This is a genomic window from Saccharopolyspora galaxeae (genome assembly GCF_016526145.1).
Lineage (GTDB): Bacteria > Actinomycetota > Actinomycetes > Mycobacteriales > Pseudonocardiaceae > Saccharopolyspora_C > Saccharopolyspora_C galaxeae.
The window spans coordinates 126,902-143,965 of record NZ_JADDUE010000001.1 but is presented as its reverse complement, the minus strand read 5'-3'; the positions used below and the strand labels follow the sequence as shown (position 1 = coordinate 143,965).

The following is a 17,064-nucleotide window of genomic DNA, read 5'->3' as shown; positions in this document are numbered from 1 at the left end:
TCGCGGGCCGTGCTTCCCGCGGCCGCCCGGCTGACCAGGAGCCAGGAGTTCCGCCTGGTGGTCCGTCGTGGCCGCCGTGCCGGGCGCGCCCGGCTGGTGGTACATCTGCTGCTCGCGAGTTCCGCGGCCCAGGCCGACGGTGCGAGGCGACCTGTTTCGTCCGGAGCCGCCGAGCAGCCGGACTCCGCTGATCACCGAAGCCGGGAACAGCACGAGCCCGGCCCACCGCACGCGGCGTCGACCTCCGGGCCCGGCACGCACACTGAACCCACGCGGGACGTTCCCGAACCGTCCCGTGTGGGTTTCGTCGTGAGCAAAGCCGTCGGCAACGCGGTGATCCGGCACCGGGTGACGCGACGACTGCGGCACCTCATGCGCGACCGCCTCGGTGTTCTGCCCGCTGGCACACTGGTGGTGGTTCGCGCGCTTCCACCCGCCGCAACCGCCTCCAGCCGCGAACTCGGCGCGGACCTCGACGCGGCGCTGCGCAAGCTCCGGACTCCGCGGACGGGCGGTCCGGCGGCAGGTCCCAGGTGACGGGGAGGCCCCGGATGCCGGACGAGTTCGACCCCGGTGAATCGACTCGGCGCCCGAGTCCGGCCGCCTGGTTGCTGCTGTTGCCGGTGCACGCCTACCGCAAGATCATCTCGCCCCTGCTGCCACCGACCTGCCGGTTCTACCCGAGTTGCAGCGCCTACGCGGTCGAGGCACTGACCGTGCACGGCGCGCTGCGCGGCGGTTGGCTCACCGCGCGCCGGCTGTTGCGGTGCGGCCCTTGGCACCCGGGTGGCCTCGACCCCGTTCCACCCCGGCGGGACCGCGTCGACGCCGGGCGATCCGGCCCCCACCGAACCCCCGCGGAGGAGTAGTGCTCGACTTCATCAACTACCCCGTCTCGGCGATCCTCTGGTTCTGGCACTCGATCTTCGGTTTCGTGCTTGACCCGGCCAGCGGTTATGCCTGGGCGCTGTCGGTGGTGTTCCTGGTGTTCACCTTGCGCACGTTGCTGTTCAAGCCGTTCCTGCACCAGGTGCGGTCGATGAAGAAGATGCAGGAGTTCACCCCGCAGATCCGCGAGCTGCAGGAGAAGTACGGCAACGACCGGCAGCGGCTCGCCCAGGAGATGCAGAAGCTGCAGCTGGAGAAGGGATTCAACCCCGTCGGCGGTTGCCTGCCCGTGCTGGTGCAGGCCCCGGTGTTCATCGGGTTGTTCCAAGTGCTGCACGGCTTCCACCCCGGCGCCCAGTCGAACTTCGTGTTCAGCCGGGACGACGTGACTTCGTTCGTGGAAGCCGACCTGTTCGGCGCGAAGTTGTCGAACACGATGGGCCAGCCCGCGGACGTGCTGGCGAACTTCGGTACCGACCGGCCCTCGATGCTGGCGATCGGTGTGCCGCTGATGATCGTCGCGGCGATCGCCACCCACTTCACTTCGCGGCACTCGGTGCAGCGCCAGACGACCGACGCCGCGGCCAACCCGCAGACGGCGGTCATGAATCGCATGGTGCTGTGGGTGTTCCCGATGTTCGCGATCATCGGCGGGCCGTTCCTGCCGCTGGCGATCCTGGTCTACTGGCTGGCGAACAACTGCTGGACGCTGGTGCAGCAGCGGATCGTCTACCGCCGGATCGACCGCGAGGAGGCCGAAGCCGCGGTCGCCGACGGCACGACAGGCGACGGCTCCGCGGACTCGTCCCCGCCGGCCGTGGTGGAGTCGGAATCCGTGTCCTCCGATGCCGCGGAAGCGACCGGCCGATCGGCCACCGCCGCAGACCAACCCGGTGACGCCCCCGGGGTGATCGAAAACCGTTCCCGCGACGAGCAGTCCGGCGAGAGCCGTTGAGCGTCGCGAACCCCTGGAGAGGAGACCCAGTGTCTGAAACCGTGCAGGAGCCGACGGAGGCGGGACAGTCCGCGGAAGAGCCGCTGGAAGCCGGCCAAGAGCGGAGCAACACCGAAACGCTGCTCGTCCAGGAGGGCGACGTCGCCGGGGACTACTTGGAGCGGCTGCTGGACCTGCTCGACTACGACGGGGACATCGACCTGGATGTCGAAGCCGGCCGCGCGGTGGTGAGCATCGATGGCGGCAGCGATCTGGAGAAGCTGGTCGGCTCGCGCGGCCAGGTCCTCGAGGCGCTCCAGGAATTGACCCGGCTGGCCGTGCAGCAGAACAGCGGTGTCCGCAGCAGGCTGATGTTGGACGTCAGCGGCTGGCGGGCCGGTCGTCGCGACGAGCTCAGCACGCTCGGCAAGGACACGGCGAAGACCGTGCTGGAGACCGGCGAGGAAACCAGGCTCCGTCCGATGACGCCGTTCGAGCGGAAGATCATTCACGATGCGGTCGCGAGCGTCGACGGCGTGCACAGCGAGAGCGAAGGTGAGGAGCCGAGCCGGAAGGTCGTCGTCTACAAGTCGAGCTGACCTCTCCCCTCCCCCGGCGTTCCCAGCCCCGCGGTCCCGATGGGCCGCGGGGCTTTTGTGTTTCACGTGAAACGAGGTGCGGGAGCAAGACCGACTTCGAGCTGAGATGATGACGTAGATCCGCGCGCCGGCTGCTCCGGCCGCGCCACGTTCCGCGTGCGGCAGCGGATCCGCGCCTCGCGGGAAACAACTCCGTACCGGTTCGTCGAATTGCGGACCGTTTCACGTGAAACAACGACAACAGGGTGGAAGACTGTGGCCGCAGCAGAAGGTGATCCGACTCCGGTTCCGGAAGCCGCGCGAGCGGTGTTCGGTGATCGCCTGCCAACAGCCGAGCGGTTCACCGCGATGCTCACCGAGCAGGGAGTGCGACGCGGGCTGATCGGCCCGCGGGAGGTGAGCCGAATCTGGGAACGCCATCTGCTGAACTCCGCGGTACTCGCGGAGTTGCTGACACCGGAATCCCGGGTTGTCGACGTAGGCTCAGGAGCAGGGTTGCCGGGGATCCCGCTGGCGATCGCTCGTCCCGACGTCGAGTTGGTTCTGCTGGAACCGATGGCTCGACGGGTGGCGTGGTTGCGGGAAGTCGTCACGGAACTGGACCTCGCCGTCGAGGTGGTCCGCGGGCGCGCGGAGGAAGCTTCGGCGCGGGAGCACCTCGCCGGTTGTGATGCCGTGACCGCTCGGGCGGTGGCGCCGATGGCTCGGCTCGCGGCGTGGTGCCTCCCCTTATTGCGTCCGGGCGGTCGGTTGCTCGCGTTGAAGGGATCTACTGCGGCGGAAGAACTGGACCGTGACGCGGAGGCGATCCGTGCGGCCGGTGGCGGTCGCTGTGAATTGGTGTCGTGTGGTTACGAAGTGCTCGATGTGCCGACGACCGTCGTGGTCGTGGACCGGGTGAGCGAGGCGCGGCCTCAGAAGACGCCCGGTCGGCGTCGTGACGGTGGTCGTCGAGCGAGGAAGGATCGTGGACGGTGACGGAGTCGAACGGAGCGGAGCGTGTTTCACGTGAAACCAAGGGGCGCGCTGTGGGCGGTATGCGCTTCCCGGCCGGCGGCGGAGAGAACGAGCAGTCGGTGAACTCCAACTTCTCCGCGGACGGTGTGGGCTGGACTCCGATCATGGAGGAGGCCGAGCGGGCGACGCGGGTGCTGCACCCGGAGACGATGCAGCTTCCGCAGCCGGATCGGCGTCGAATCCTGACGGTCGCCAATCAGAAGGGCGGTGTCGGCAAGACGACCAGCACGGTGAACCTGGCAGCCGCGCTCGCCCTGCAAGGACTCAAGGTCCTCGTGATCGACCTCGACCCGCAGGGGAACGCCAGCACCGCGTTGGGCGTGGACCACCGGTCCGGTGTTCCTTCGGTGTACGAGGTGCTGCTCGGGGAGATCAGCGTTGCGGACGCGGCGGCGCAAAGCGCCGAGTCGCCGAACCTGTACTGCATCCCGGCGACGATCGATCTGGCCGGCTCGGAAATCGAGTTGGTGACCATGGTCGCCCGCGAGGGCAGGCTGAAGGAAGCGCTTAAGTCGGATGCGGTGGATCAGGTGGCACCGGACTACGTGCTCATCGACTGCCCGCCGTCGCTGGGCCTGCTCACGGTGAACGCGATGGTGGCAGCCCACGAGGTGCTGATTCCGATCCAGTGCGAGTACTACGCGCTGGAGGGCCTCGGCCAGTTGCTCCGCAACATCGAACTGGTGCAGGCGCACCTGAACCCCGCGCTCTGGGTCTCGACGATCGTGCTGACGATGTACGACGGCCGGACCAAGCTGGCGGATCAGGTGACCAACGAGGTACGCGGTCACTTCGGGGACCTGACCCTGCGAACGGTCATCCCGCGCAGCGTGAAGATCTCGGAGGCGCCCGGATTCGGTAGGACGGTGCTGACCTACGATCCTGGTTCACGGGGGTCGATGAGTTACCTGGATGCGGCGAAGGAGATCGCCGAACGAGGTGTGGAGAGGAAGACGGCATGACCGAACGCAAGGGTGGACTGGGTCGTGGGCTGGCCGCGCTCATCCCGAGCGGTCCGCCCGCAGAGGACGGTTCGCCGGACGGGGTAACCGTCCGGGGAGCCGGATTCAGTGCACCCTCCTCCCCCGCCGACGAGCCGGACGTCCCGGAGCCGGTTTCACGTGAAACCGAGAGCGGGTCCGTCGCCGGTGCGGTTTACCGGGAGATCCCGACCTCCGCGATCACGCCGAACCCGCGGCAGCCACGCCAGGTCTTCGACGAAGAGGCGCTGAGCGAGCTGCAGCACTCGATCCGCGAGTTCGGCCTGATGCAGCCGATCGTCGTGCGCCAGGTGGAGTCCGGGCAGTTCGAGCTCATCATGGGCGAACGTCGCTGGCGGGCTTCGCAGCGAGCCGGCCTCGAAGTGCTTCCGGCGATCGTCCGGGAGACCCAGGACGACGCACTGCTGCGCGATGCGTTGCTGGAGAACATCCACCGGGTGCAGCTGAATCCGTTGGAGGAAGCGTCGGCGTACCAGCAGCTGCTGGAGGAGTTCGACGTGACGCACGACGAGCTGGCGGATCGGATCGGCCGGAGCCGCCCGGTCATCACGAACACGATCCGCTTGCTGCGGCTCCCCATGCCGGTGCAGCGCCGGGTCGCGGCCGGTGTGCTGTCCGCGGGACACGCGCGGGCGTTGCTCACGTTGGACGAGCCGGAGGGCCAGGAGGAGCTGGCGTCCCGGATCATCGCGGAGGGCCTGTCGGTTCGCGCGACCGAAGAGGCGGTCACGCTGAAGAAGGGCGAGTCCCCCGCGAAGCAGCAGTCGACCGCGCGCAAGCAGCTGCAGGCCCCCGGCTTGGAGGGGCTCGCGGACAAGCTCTCCGATCACTTCGACACGAAGGTCAAGGTGGATCTGGGCAAGCGGAAGGGCCGGATCGTGATCGAGTTCGGGTCGGTCGGTGACTTGGAGCGGCTGGCGGCGCTGTTGTTGCCCGATGGCGGTTCGCAGACCCGCGAGATCGATGAAGGATGACTCGCGGGTCTTCCGTCACGGTGACGTTAGGAAATTAGCGCTGAATGTCCGCTTCTGTGCAGAGGTTCGCCGGGTTCGCGACTCCCCGAGTGTCCGTTGCTGATGGAACGTGGATCGACCGGATCTTCGGTGATCCGGTCGATCGGGATCAGCAGGCGGCGCGGCGAAGGGTTCGCCGGGCGGCGAGGTGAAGCTCGGCCGAGCGCCGATCGTGGTTTCACGTGAAACCGATCAGCTCGCGCGGTTGATCGCCTTCTCGACCAGATCGGCGAACACGTTCCCGAGCGAGTGCCCCGCGGCCTCGACGGCCATCGGCAGCAGCGAGGTCTCGGTCAGCCCGGGCGAGACGTTCACCTCGAGGAAGTGGACCGTGCCATCCCGGTCGATGATCGCGTCGGTGCGGGAGACGTCGCGCAGCCCGAGCAGCTTGTGCGCGGACACCGCCAACTCCCCTGCCCGCGCAGCTACTTCCGGATCCAGATCGGCCGGCGCCTCGTAGCTCGCGAGTCCGGCGGTGTAGCGCGCGGTGTAGTCGTAGACCCCGTCGGTGGTCTCGATCCGTACCGCAGGCAGCGCTTCCGGTCCGTCCGCGGTGTCCACGACGCCGATCGCCACCTCGACGCCTTCGACGAACTGCTCGACCAGCACGGTGTCCCCGTACGAAAGCGCACCGACCATCGCCGACGGCAGCTCCGATGCCTCGCGGACGACCCGCGCGCCGAGTGCCGAACCACCCTGGTCCGGCTTGAGCATCAGCGGCAGACCCAGCTTCGCGACCAGCGCGTCCAACACGGACTGCGCGCCGAGCTCGCGGAAGGTGGCGTGCGGAAGCACGACCCAGTCCGGAGTGCTCAACCCGGCGCGGGCGAGTTCGGCCTTGGCGGTCGGCTTGTCCCAGGCGCGGCGGCACGCGCGCGGGTCGGTGCCCACGTACGGCACGCCGAGCATGTCCAGCACCGACTGCACGGCGCCGTTCTCACCTTCGCCACCGTGCAGGGCGATCACCACGGCATCCGGCCGCTCGTCCTGGACGCGTGCGACCAGGCGGGAATCGGCGTCCCACTCCCCCACGGTCATCCCGACCGAGCGCAGCGCGGTGGACAGGCGTCGCCCCGAACGCAGCGAAACCTCACGCTCGTGCGAAAGCCCACCGGAGAGCACGGCGACCCAACGATCGGACACTAGTCGAAACACCCCTGAAAGTAAGCGTCCACTGCGCACGAGGTGCGCAGTGGACCGATCGGATCGTGCGGCCGGAACGAGGTTACGCGGTGTCCGGCGACGGAGCTTCGGGGCCGGAGACCTCCCGCTGCGGAACCGTGCCGAAGGTCTGCACGAGCTCCCGCTCTTCGGTGAGCGTGTTCGCCAGCCTGCGGACGCCTTCCCGGATTCGTTCCGGCGTCGGGAAGCAGTAGGACAGCCGCATCTGCCTGCCGCCGAGCGAGTCGGCGTAGAAGCCGGTACCGGAGGCGTAGGCCACCCGCTGGGTGACCGCCCGCGGCAGCATCGCCTTCGTGTCAACGCCTTCCGGCGCGGTCAGCCACACGTAGAAGCCGCCGTCCGGCTTGGTCCAGGAACAGCCATCAGGCATGTGCTGCTCCAGCGCGCCGAGCATCGCATCGCGGCGCTCGCGGTACTGCTCGCGGAACGTTTTGATCTGGCCTTCCCAATCGTGCGTGCTCAGGTACCGCGAGACGATCATCTGGTTCAGCGTGGGCGGGCACAACGTCGCCGATTCGGCGGCCAGCACGAGTTTCTCGCGCACCGCGTGCGGGGCCAGCACCCAGCCGACCCGCAGGCCGGAAGCGAAGGTCTTGGAGAACGAACCGAGGTAGACCACGTTCTCCGGGTCCAAGCTGCGCAGCGCCGGGTAGGTCTGCCCGCTGAACCCGAGCAGCCCGTACGGGTTGTCCTCCAGCACCAGGATGTCGTGCTGCCTGCAGATCTCCAGGATCTCGGCGCGGCGCTGCACGGCGAGCGTCACGCCACCGGGGTTGTGGAAGTTCGGGATCGTGTAGAGGAACTTGATCCGCTCCCCGCGACTGGTGACTTCGGCGATGGCGTGCCGCAGCGCCTCTGGCTGCAGCCCGTCGTCGTCCATCGCCACGTGCACGACTTTCGCCTCGTACGCGGCGAAGGAGCCGAGCGCGCCGACGTAGGAGGGGCCCTCGGCGAGGACCACGTCCCCGGGGTCGCAGAACAGCCTGGTGACCATGTCCAGCGCCATCTGGGATCCGACCGTGACCATGACGTCGTCCGGGTGCCCGGAGACGCCCTCCAGCGCCATGATCTCGCAGATCTGCTCGCGCAGTTCCGGCACGCCGTGCGCGGAGCCGTACTGCAAGGCGGCCTGGCCGTCATCCGCGATCAACCGGCCGACCTCGGAGGCCAGCGAGTCCAGCGGGAGCGCGGCGAGGTTCGGCATCCCCCCGGCGAGCGAGACGACCTCGGGGCGGCTGGCCACGGCGAACAGTGCGCGGATCTCGGACGCGGTCATGCCCGCGGTGCGCGCGGCGTACCGGTCGCGGTGCGCGTCGAGGTTGCGCGCCGTGCCTGCCTGCTGCGGGGCGGCTTCCGTTCGCTGCTCCGGCTGAGGATCGTTCGGGGTGCTGCCGTGGTCGGACATTCCGCGCTCCGGGGTTCGGGTGTGCGCTGGGGAGCTCGTCTCCTGTTACCGCTAGGCGACGGTCGCGCGATTCTATCTGTGCTATCGCGCCCGGGGACCGTTCGTGTAACGGGCGCCTCGCTGAAACCGGATCGACGGTAACCCATCTCACCAGTGCGGGGGACGCTGGGAAGGGTGGGGAACTTCCGGCGGCCGGTCGTGGCGGCATATCCTGACCACGTCCCCACCTGCCTGAGCGCGGGTTCTCGCGGGTTTCGCAGGAGGTCAGGTGTCGCGACGCGTTGTGGGCGTCACGCTGGACAACCTCGACCACCTGCCTCGGACGTGCCGACGCTGCGTGTTCTGGGAGCTGGCTCCGCACATCCGGGAGCAGGCGGAGGAGTTCGGTGAGACCGAGTTCGAGAAGGAAGCGTGGGTCTCGAACGTACTGCTCGACTGGGGATCCTGCGGCCGCGTCCTCTACATCGACAACGTTCCCGCCGGGTACGCGCTCTACGCGCCGCCCGCGGTGGTACCGCGCGCGGCCGCCTTTCCGAGCGGGCCGATCAGCGCGGACGCGGTGCTGCTGACGGCGCTGCGGGTCGTCGGCGATTTCGAGCACGGCGGACTCGGACGGGTGCTGGTGCAGAACGTCGCCAAGGACCTCACCCGGCGCGGTGTGCGTGCGATCGAAGCCTTCGGTGACCTGCACGAGGACGCCGGTGGATGCGTGATCCCGGCCGGGTTCCTGCAGCAGGTCGGCTTCAAGACGGTCCAGCAGCACCCGAAGTGGCCGCGGCTGCGGCTGGAGCTGCGCACCGCGATCTCGTGGAAGGAAGACGTGGAGGCAGCGCTGGAACGCCTGCTCGGCACGGTATCGGTGCGGACCGCGGAGCCCGCGCTCGGTTGAGGGCGCTCAGGCGCCTTCGGCGCGGGCGAGTTCGTGCCGGAGCAGGTCGTCGAAGGTGAACGTCCCCGTCGGCTGGTCGTCCTGCCCGAGCAGGTAGAGCCGCTTCACCGCCACCAGCAGTCCCTCCGCGATGACGTCCCGGAACGCCGGGTCGAGCAGCCGCCGCCGGTCCTCGGCGTTGGTGAGGTAGCCGATCTCGGTGCGCACTGCGGGCATCCGGGTCAGCCGCAGGACTTCCCAGGTCTTCGGGTGCAGCCGGCCGTCCAGCATGCCGGTGCGAGCGGCGATCTCCCGCTGGATGAAACCGCCCAGCGCCTCCCCGACCGTGGAGGTCGTGCCGTTGCCGGTGCCGAAGTGGAAGCTGGCCACGCCCTGCGCGGCGGGCGCGGAGTTCGCGTCCATGTGCAGCGACACGAACAGGTCCGCGCCGGCCTGGTTGGCGAAGTCGGCGCGATCGGCTTCGGGCGGGCAGGCGTGCGGGCCGCGGGAGATCAACGCTTCCATCCCGGTGGCCACCATCCGGCCTTCGAGGCGGCGCACCAGGTCCCAGGCGAGATCGGCCTCGCTGACGCCGCCGACCGTCACACCGCGGTCGGTGCCGCCGTGCCCCGGGTCGAGCACGATCCGCTTACCGCGCAGCAGCGGGCCGGAACGCCGGACCTTCTCTTGTTCGCGCAGGTAGACGGGGCGTCCGCCGCGCACCTTGGGGGCGAGTTGCTTGAGCGCGCGCAGCGTTCCCGGGCCGCAGATGCCGTCCGAGTTGAGCCCGTAGTCGCGCTGGAAGCTGCGCAGCGCGTGCTCGGTCTGCCAGCCGAAGATGCCGTCCGGGCGCCCCGCGTCGAAACCGAGCTCGAGCAGCCGTTCCTGCAGCGCGAACACGTCGTCCCCGCTGACCGGTTTGGACACCAGGTAGGCCAGCGAGCGGTCGCCGAGCTGCCAGCGCGCATCGGTCAGCGCGCGGTAGGTGGCGGGGCCGACGACGCCGTCGGTGATCAGGCCGCGGCGCTGCTGGAAGACGTGCACCGCGTGTTCCACCGCTGCGTCGAAAGTCGCGGGCCCGGGGGCGGCCGCACCTTCGGGGGCGGGAAGCAGACCCAGCGCAGCAAGGGTGTTCCTGATCTCGGCAACGGCCGGACCGACGTCACCGCGGTGGAGCAGCTGCATGCACTCCTCGCTCGATTCAGGCGCCGGTGCGGAGCCGGCGCGAAGGACGGTCGTTCTCCCCCGATATCCACTTTTGGTGGAAAACGAGTTCAGATGCGAACCCAATCAGTTCATTGTGCCTTGCCCGACTCGCACCGGCGCTGCGGCCCGCGCACAGGCCGACGCAGTCGGTGCGAACGACGCCGACCCCGCCGAGCCGGAGCTCAGCGGGGTCGGCGAACGAGGAAACGTCCCGGTCAGGAACGGATCACAGGTAGTCCTCCAGGTCGGACAGCAGCGCCGCCTTCGGCTTCGCGCCGACGATCTGCTTGACCGGCTCGCCGTCCTTGAACAGCAGCAGCGTGGGCACGCTCATCACCTGGTAGTCGCGGGCGACCGACGGGTTCTGGTCGATGTCCAGCTTCGCCACGGTGATCTTGTCCGGGTTCTCGTCGGCGATCTCCTCCAGCACCGGGGCGACCATCTTGCAGGGGCCGCACCAGGTCGCCCAGAAGTCGACCAGTACGGGCTTGTCGCTGCCCAGTACGTCGGACTTGAACGAGTTGGCGTCGACGGTCACGGTGTTGCCGGCCATGTTCATCTCCCTCGTGCGTGTGTCGTCGGGTCGTCGTGCGCTGGTCAGCGCGCGGCGGCGGTTTCGGAGGTCGGCGCGTAGCCACCGCCTGCGTGTTCGGGCGCGACGTGGGCCGCGCCGGAGACCTCCTGCTCGGCCAGCCAGCGTTCGGCGTCCATCGCCGCGGAGCAGCCGGAGCCGGCCGCGGTGACGGCCTGCCGGTAGGTCCGGTCGACCAGATCGCCCGCGGCGAACACCCCGGGGATGCCGGTGTGCGTGGTGGGCTGCTGGACGGCCACGTAGCCCTCTTCGTCGAGCTGCAGCTGGTCCCGGACGAGCTCGCTGCGCGGGTCGTGCCCGATCGCCACGAACATGCCGGTGACGTCCAGCTCGGATTCCTCGCCGCTGACCGTGTCGCGCAGCTTCAGGCCGGTCACGGCGGTGTCGCCGAGGACCTCGTCGACCGCGGCGTTGGTGCGCCAGCGGATCTTCTCGTTGGCCTTGGCCCGCTCCAGCATGATCTTGGACGCGCGGAACTCGTCGCGCCGGTGGATGATCGTGACCGTGTCGGCGAACTTGGTGAGGAACGTGGCCTCCTCCATCGCCGAGTCACCGCCGCCGATCACGGCGATGTGCTGCTCGCGGAAGAAGAAGCCGTCGCAGGTCGCGCAGGCCGAGACCCCGTGCCCGAGCAGCTTCTCCTCGCCCGGTACGCCGAGGTAGCGGGCGGCGGCGCCCATCGCGAGCACGATCGCCTTCGCGCGGTACTCCACCCCGTTCGCGACGACCGTCTTCACATCGCCTTCGAGGTCGATGCTCTCCACGTCCTCGGTGCGCAGCTCCCCGCCGAAGCGCTTGGCCTGCTCGCGCATCTGCTCCATGAGTTCGGGACCCATGATGCCGTCCCGGAAACCGGGGTAGTTCTCCACGTCGGTGGTGGTCATGAGCGCCCCACCGAACTGCGTGCCCTCGAAGATCAGTGGCTGCAGCTCCGCCCGCGCGGCATACACCGCAGCGGTGTACCCAGCGGGGCCGGAGCCCACGATGATGAGGTTGCGGACGTCGCCAGTCACCGCGCCCCTTCCGTTGTCGCGTGCTGCCCGCCGTGCTCCGAAGCGCGAGCGCATCCGGGTCAACGCGATCCTAGGCAGGTGTGTTCCCGAATCCGCCGCGCCGTGACGGGCCGGACCCCGCTCAGCTTCCCAGGGTGCTGTCGGAGATCGTCGCGGGGCGGTCCGGTCCGCACTCCGGGCCGACCACCAGCAGCCGGAAGCGGCCGATCCCGCCGCCTTGCAGCACGAGCAGCTGCGCGGGTTCGCCGTTGATCGTCACTTCCCGGGCGCCGAGCGGGTTTCCGCTGCGCACGCCGTTGGCTTGCAGGCAGCCGAGCAACCGGCCCGGGTCGGTCAGCGCGCCGTAGCGCTTGGTTCCGAGCACTTCGCCGAGCTGGTCGGGCGCGAGCGTGGGCCGGTCACCGCTGAGGGCCAGCGGCGGCGGCCCCTGCGCGGGTTCGGGCGCGTTCGCGGCCTGCTGTCCGCCACCGGCACCGAACAGCGTGGAGGCGAGCACGACGACGCCGGTGACCGCGGCCGCCGCGGTCACCATCGCGGCGCTGCGGCCGTACCGCCTGCGCCGGCGGCTGCGGGCGGCGGCGAAGTCCACGACCTGTCCGCCGTGCGGATCCGGAGCGGCTCCGTCCGCGGTCGGCGGCTGCGGTGCACCCTGCTGGGCGGATCTGGTCCGGATCTCCTCGTCGAGGGCGGTGTCCAGCCGGGCAGCAACATCGCCGGGCATGGTCACGTCGGGCAGCGCCGCGAGATCGGACGTGGTCGCTTCCAGCGCGGCGAGCAGCTCGCGGGCTTCCGGGTCGGCCTCGATGCGCGGCAGCAGCTCGTCGACCGTGGCCTGATCCAGCATCCCCGCGTGCAGCTCGGCCACCAGCTCGGGAGACCACGGAGGGCCGCTCCGCGGCGCGTCCGGGCGCCGTTGTTCGCCGCTCATCGTCCCTCCCGTCGACGCTTGTCGCTGGCGTCATCTGGGACGTTCGCATCCGCACTCGGGTTCCGGAGGTGCCCCAGAAGTTTCGCCAACCGGACTCGCCCGCGGGCGCACCGGCTCTTCACGGTGCCTTCGGCGACGCCGAGCATGGCGGCCGCTTCGGTCACCGAACGGCCCTCGACGTCAACGAGCACGATCGCCGCGCGTTGCTCCTCCGGCAGCTCGCCCAGCGCGTCCTGCACGGCCATCCGGGTGTCCTGCTCCGCGATCGCGTCCCGCGGAGCCGCCGGTTCAGCGGGCCCGGCCTCCGGTAAGGGCACCGTCGGCCGGGCTTGCCTGCGCCGGATCCGGTCCAGGCAGGCGTTCACCACGATCCGGTGCAACCACGTGGTGACCTGGGATTCCGCGCGGAACGATGCGGCGTTGCGGAACGCTGAGATCATCGCGTCCTGCAACGCGTCCGCCGCGTCCTCCTGGTCGCGCATGGTGCGCAGCGCGACCGCCCACAACCGGTCGCGGTGCCGGCGGAAGAGTTCGGCGAACGCATCCGGATCGCCACTGGTGTGCGCCGCGATGAGGTCGGCGTCCGATCTGGCGGGGGCAGACACGGATCAGCACTCTACTGACCGTGATCTCGGCCACCGGTACGCCCGCTGCGCACCGGTGACCGCGGCCGGTCAGGACGCGGTGCCCTGCACCGTGATCTCGTTGATCCGGGACTGGTACTTGCCGCCGGACGGGGCGAGCTGCTTGACCCACACGATCAGGTTCTGCGTCGGCTGGCCCTGGGCGATCGGGATCGTCGTCTGGCCCGCGTTGAGCGTCTGCTGGCCGAGCAGCGGACTGGCGTCCACGTTCGGGTTCGGCCCGTTCGCCGCGCGGACCTCCACCACGGTGCCCGCGCTGGGCGAATCGATCACGACTTCGCGCACGCTCGTCGGCCGCTGCAGCGTCAGCAGCGTCCCGGTGCCCGACTTGAACCCGCTGCCGAACTGGTCGTTGTAGGAGTCGGTGGCCCACGAGGTCGACGGATCGCCGTCGTAGAGGTTCGGGATCTTGTCCGGGCTGTCCGGCGTCTGCTCCTTGATGATCGGCGTGCCGCCGGTGACCTGCACCGGTACCGGACGGGCCTGCTGGTCCGGCTCCCCCAGCGTCTTCGAGGGGCCTTCGGCCTGGTCGCCGCCCGCGAAGATGCCGATCAGGTTGGCCGCGATCCAGCCGATGACCAGCAGGGTGGCCACCGCCAGCGCGCCCACGCTGATCGCGAGCTTCTTGCGCTTGACCTTGTCCGGCTTCGGGTCCTGGGTGCTCCACACCTCGTGGGTGTCGCCGCTGGTCGGCGGCTGCTGCACCACCGAGGTCGGGCCGTCGAACGTGGCGTGCTGCTCCAGCACCCGGAGCACCGCGGCGCCCGTGCGGACGCCGCCGGTGGTGCCGTTGCCGTCCTGGCTGCCGAGCGCGCGCAGCGCGACCGTGGACAGCTCCAGCGGCACGGTCGGGCGCAGCGTGCGCGGCGCGACGACGGTGCCGTCCGGGCCGGTCGGGGCCAGCGCAAGGCCCTCCGGAGCCCCGTCCAGCGCCCATCGGCCGGTCAGCAGCAGGTACAGCGCGGCACCCAGCCCGCGCACGTCGTCGGTGGAACTGGCCGCTGAAAGCGGGCCGGGGAACGCCATCCGGACCTCGCCCTCCGGCGTCACCCGGATGCGCTGCGGATGATCCGCACCGAGGACCAGACCTGCGTGGTGCGCCGCCTCGACGGCGGCGGCCAGCGGTTGCAGCAGCCGCGCGGCCGTGCCGGGCGGCAGCGGTCCCTCGGAGACCAGGTCCAGCAGGTCGGTGCCGTGGGTCCATTCGGCGATGACCACACCGAGCACGCCGTCCGGATCACCGGGCGCCGGCGTGACGACGTCCAGCACTCGCGCGACGCCGACGTGGTTGAAGGTGCTGGCGTGCATCGCCCGCTCCAGCGTGCGCCGCGCGCTGGACGCCGACTGCGAGTCCGAGCGGTCCCCGGTCAGGATCGTCAGCGCGACGTCGCGCCCGAGCACACCGTCCTTGGCCCGCCATAGCTCCGCGTCGCACCGCGGGTCCGAGCCGACCTTCGCCAGCAGGCGGTATCGGCCGTGGTCGAGCACCGCTCCGGGGGTCAGCGCTTGCTCCGCGTTCTCCGCCGAGCCCTCGACCGCGTCGTGTTCCGGCATTGCTTGCCTGGTCGGTTTGCTGCTCACCTTCCCTCTCCCGCTCCTCCCGCTCCAGCCGGGGGGCACTGGCCACCCCCTCCCCACGGGAGAAGACTTCCGGATCGAGGGTACGTGACGCTCACGGCAACTACGACGCAGCAGATCGGTGCGCCGCCCGATCGCACGCCGCGGTTCCCGCAGCCGGAGCAGTGCGGCAGCGCAACGGGCCGCTGGAGCACCGATCCGCGGACATCAGCCGCGGCGGACCATCGCGGTGACCCGGGCGACGGCTGGTTCGATCTCGCTCACCCGGAACAGCGTCATCAGCCCGAAGGTGGCCGCGAACCCGAGCACCGACCCGAGCAGGAGTTGCAGCCAGCCGGTACCGGCGCCCGCCGCTCCGGGGACCACGCCGTCGACGCCGAGCACGACCAGCCAGGTCACCAGCGCGCCCAGCACCGAAGCCGCGAAGGTCTTGCCGAGGGTGGCGGCGAACCGCCGTCCGTCGAGCGGGCCGAGCCGGTGCCGCAGCCACACCTCGCCCACCAGCCAGCCGACGACGAAGCCGAACGAGTTGATGAACACCAGCGCGTACAGCACCATCTGCGGGTCTTCGATCGCACCGCACAGCAAGGTGAGCACGACCTTGACGACGGTCATCACCACCATGATCAAGGTGGGCGTGCGGGCGTCCTTGAGCGCGTAGAACACCCGCATCTGCAGCATGGTGAGCGCGTACGGCAGCACGCCGAACGCCGAGACCGCCAGCGCGATGCCGATCTGGTCGGCGTCCCCGCTGCTCTTGCCGATCGAGAACAGCGCCAGCGCCAGCGGCAAGCCGATGGCGCTCATGATCCCGCTGATCGGCAGCAGCGCGACGGTGGACAGCCGGTTGCCCAGCGAGAGATCCGAGACCAGGCGCGGGTAGTCGTGGTCGGCTGCCGCCGCGCTCATCCGCGGCAGGATGGCGGTCATCACGGAGAAGCCGATGACGCCGTAGGGCAGCTGCAGCAGCATCCACACGTAGTTGTACATCGACCACACGACGGCGCGGGTGCCGACGCCGCTCATCACCATGAGCCCGACCTGGCTGATCCCCACGTAGGCCAGCATCCACAGCGCCAGCCCGCCGAACTCGTTGAGCCGCGAGTCCCAGCCCCAGCGCCAGCGGAACCGGAAGCCGGTGCGGCGCAGCGCGGGCACCTGGATGAACGCCTGCGCCGCCACGCCGAGGGTCACGCCGATCCCCAGCACCAGCAGGTGCACGTTGGTCATCCGCACCGGGTTGATCGTGAGTTCGCCGGGGATCGCCCAGAACACGAAGATCGTGGTGATCACCACGAGGTTGTTCACGACCGGTGCCCACGCCGGTGGGCTGAAGATCTGCTTCGCCTGCAGGATCGCGCTCACCAGCGCGCTGATCCCGTAGAAGAGGATCTGCGGCAGCAGCAGGTAGGCGAGCGCGGTGGCCAGTTCCGGGCTGGCCTTGCCCCCGTCGCGCACGTAGAGCCACACCAAGCCGGGTGCGGCCACGACGGCGACCACGGTGCCGACCACCAGCAGCGCGACCGACATCGTCAGCAGCCGCTGGATGTAGGCCTCACCGCCGTCGGAGTCCGACTTCTGCGCCCGCACCAGCACCGGCACGATCACGCTGGTCAGCACGCCGCCGATGAGGAACTCGAAGACGCTGTTGGGCAGGTTGTTGGCGACGGTGAACGAGTCGTTCTTCACCCCGAACCCGATCACCAGCGCTAGCAGCAGCTTCCAGCCGAAGCCGGTGATCCGGCTGATCAGCGTCGCGACGGCCATCGAGCCGCTCGCGCGCAGCAGCGACTTCTTGCCGCCGGAGGAGGTCGTGCGCAGCACTTGGGTCTGCTCGTCGGCGCGCTCGGCGGCCTGGTCCAGCCCCGGCTCGGGCAGCACCGCCGGGATCGGCTGGGTGTCGGCGGCGTGCCATCCCGGCTGGCGAGCGCCGCTGTGCGGCACGGGTCCGGGCGGCTGCGGCTGAGCGGGGCGTGGCTGCGACGGGTGCGCGGGGCGCGGCTGCGGCGGGTTCGCGGGCACGCGCGGGATCGGCCGGGTCGATTCGGCGTCGGCGCCACGCCCCGGCGGCGGCTGGCCCGGACCGGGCACGTTCCGCCGCGTCTGCGCGTCGCTGTCTCGGTTCACCTCTCGCGCCCTTCACTCGCCGCCTGCGCCGCAGCAGCATGTCACCCCGGCGTGTGGCCTGGACCAGGA

At 69.9% G+C, this 17,064-nt stretch carries 17 protein-coding genes; 8 read left to right on the top strand and 9 right to left on the bottom strand.

Annotated features, from left to right (window positions below; translation table 11 throughout):
• Positions 1-9 precede the first annotated feature (9 nt).
• The 7 genes from rnpA (at position 10) to INP57_RS00590 (ending at position 5,413) form a co-directional block, all read left to right on the top strand.
• Complete coding sequence (rnpA, locus tag INP57_RS00620; RefSeq protein WP_200068033.1) at positions 10-537, top strand: ribonuclease P protein component; 528 nt, start codon at positions 10-12, stop codon at positions 535-537.
• 14 nt (positions 538-551) lie between these two features.
• Positions 552-869, top strand: a complete 318-nt coding sequence (yidD, locus tag INP57_RS00615) for a membrane protein insertion efficiency factor YidD (protein ID WP_200068032.1) — start codon at positions 552-554, stop codon at positions 867-869.
• Positions 869-1,843: a membrane protein insertase YidC gene (gene yidC / locus INP57_RS00610; RefSeq protein ID WP_200068031.1), complete on the top strand. Its 975-nt coding sequence runs from the start codon at positions 869-871 to the stop codon at positions 1,841-1,843. The genes yidD and yidC overlap by 1 nt, the downstream gene beginning before the upstream one ends.
• Before the next feature lie 29 nt (positions 1,844-1,872).
• The gene (locus INP57_RS00605) at positions 1,873-2,421 is read left to right on the top strand and encodes a Jag family protein (protein WP_200068030.1); all 549 of its coding nucleotides are present in this window, start codon (positions 1,873-1,875) and stop codon (positions 2,419-2,421) included.
• 255 nt (positions 2,422-2,676) lie between these two features.
• On the top strand, positions 2,677-3,399 hold the full coding sequence (gene rsmG / locus INP57_RS00600) for a 16S rRNA (guanine(527)-N(7))-methyltransferase RsmG (RefSeq protein WP_200068636.1): 723 nt from the start codon (positions 2,677-2,679) through the stop codon (positions 3,397-3,399).
• A gap of 143 nt (positions 3,400-3,542) precedes the next feature.
• Positions 3,543-4,400 carry a ParA family protein gene (locus tag INP57_RS00595; RefSeq protein ID WP_295148279.1) on the top strand — a complete coding sequence of 286 codons (858 nt, stop codon included), beginning with the start codon at positions 3,543-3,545 and terminating at the stop codon, positions 4,398-4,400.
• The gene (locus INP57_RS00590; protein WP_200068029.1) at positions 4,397-5,413 is read left to right on the top strand and encodes a ParB/RepB/Spo0J family partition protein; all 1,017 of its coding nucleotides are present in this window, start codon (positions 4,397-4,399) and stop codon (positions 5,411-5,413) included. The genes INP57_RS00595 and INP57_RS00590 overlap by 4 nt, the downstream gene beginning before the upstream one ends.
• Positions 5,414-5,644: 231 nt before the next feature.
• Here INP57_RS00590 and INP57_RS00585 read toward each other — a convergent pair whose 3' ends face one another.
• Both INP57_RS00585 and INP57_RS00580 read right to left on the bottom strand, forming a co-directional pair.
• Positions 5,645-6,595 carry a D-alanine--D-alanine ligase family protein gene (locus tag INP57_RS00585; RefSeq protein WP_200068028.1) on the bottom strand — a complete coding sequence of 317 codons (951 nt, stop codon included), beginning with the start codon at positions 6,593-6,595 and terminating at the stop codon, positions 5,645-5,647.
• A gap of 82 nt (positions 6,596-6,677) precedes the next feature.
• Positions 6,678-8,039, bottom strand: coding sequence for an aminotransferase-like domain-containing protein (locus INP57_RS00580; RefSeq protein ID WP_200068027.1), 1,362 nt, complete (start codon positions 8,037-8,039; stop codon positions 6,678-6,680).
• Positions 8,040-8,307: 268 nt separating this feature from the next.
• On the opposite strand from INP57_RS00580, the gene INP57_RS00575 reads away from it, so the two are divergent.
• Entirely contained in the window at positions 8,308-8,928 is a 621-nt protein-coding gene (locus INP57_RS00575) for a GNAT family N-acetyltransferase (RefSeq protein WP_200068026.1), read from the top strand.
• A gap of 6 nt (positions 8,929-8,934) precedes the next feature.
• On the opposite strand, the gene INP57_RS00570 is transcribed toward INP57_RS00575, so the two are convergent.
• The 7 genes from INP57_RS00570 to murJ form a co-directional block, all read right to left on the bottom strand.
• The gene (locus INP57_RS00570) at positions 8,935-10,092 is read right to left on the bottom strand and encodes an N-acetylmuramoyl-L-alanine amidase (RefSeq protein ID WP_200068025.1); all 1,158 of its coding nucleotides are present in this window, start codon (positions 10,090-10,092) and stop codon (positions 8,935-8,937) included.
• Between the two features lie 247 nt (positions 10,093-10,339).
• Positions 10,340-10,672, bottom strand: coding sequence for a thioredoxin (gene trxA / locus INP57_RS00565; protein WP_374220898.1), 333 nt, complete (start codon positions 10,670-10,672; stop codon positions 10,340-10,342).
• 38 nt (positions 10,673-10,710) lie between these two features.
• Positions 10,711-11,718 carry a thioredoxin-disulfide reductase gene (trxB, locus tag INP57_RS00560; RefSeq protein WP_307849828.1) on the bottom strand — a complete coding sequence of 336 codons (1,008 nt, stop codon included), beginning with the start codon at positions 11,716-11,718 and terminating at the stop codon, positions 10,711-10,713.
• Between the two features lie 121 nt (positions 11,719-11,839).
• Positions 11,840-12,646, bottom strand: a complete 807-nt coding sequence (locus INP57_RS00555; protein ID WP_200068022.1) for an RsmA family anti-sigma factor — start codon at positions 12,644-12,646, stop codon at positions 11,840-11,842.
• Entirely contained in the window at positions 12,643-13,251 is a 609-nt protein-coding gene (gene sigM / locus INP57_RS00550; protein WP_200068021.1) for an RNA polymerase sigma factor SigM, read from the bottom strand. The genes INP57_RS00555 and sigM overlap by 4 nt, the downstream gene beginning before the upstream one ends.
• 69 nt (positions 13,252-13,320) lie before the next feature.
• A complete protein-coding gene (locus INP57_RS00545) occupies positions 13,321-14,871 on the bottom strand; it encodes a protein kinase family protein (RefSeq protein ID WP_200068020.1) in 1,551 nt (516 codons plus the stop codon).
• Positions 14,872-15,075: 204 nt separating this feature from the next.
• Entirely contained in the window at positions 15,076-16,995 is a 1,920-nt protein-coding gene (gene murJ, locus INP57_RS00540) for a murein biosynthesis integral membrane protein MurJ (protein ID WP_307849827.1), read from the bottom strand.
• Positions 16,996-17,064 lie beyond the last annotated feature (69 nt).